A 262-nucleotide genomic window follows, 5' to 3' on the forward strand; every position below is an offset into this window, starting at 1 on the left:
GGCGTCAAACTAAACCTTTAATGCAAGTGCTCTCACCATGAATCATCCGAACCTGACGGCTCGGCGGGTGAAGCCCCTTCGCTGGTTCCGCCTAACTGGTACAGCGCAGGCAGAGCATCGGGATAAATATCTTTAATAATTTCAAAGAAATCCTTATTCACCAGTTTCAATGCACGGCCAATCAACATCGGCAGCGGGCTTGACGGCTCATATCTGGCGTAGTACTCGTTTATCGCCTGCAGGCAGCGCTCTACATCCGCTC

The 262-nt window shown here is 51.1% G+C and carries 1 protein-coding gene; it reads right to left on the reverse strand.

The window, feature by feature from the left end; translation table 11 throughout:
• Positions 1-32: 32 nt before the first annotated feature.
• A partial coding sequence (locus SB773_RS32680) for a hypothetical protein (protein WP_410594552.1) occupies positions 33-262 on the reverse strand: 230 nt, incomplete at its 5' end.

The organism is Bacillus sp. SIMBA_074 (assembly GCF_046534555.1).
GTDB lineage: Bacteria > Bacillota > Bacilli > Bacillales > Bacillaceae_G > Bacillus_A > Bacillus_A mycoides.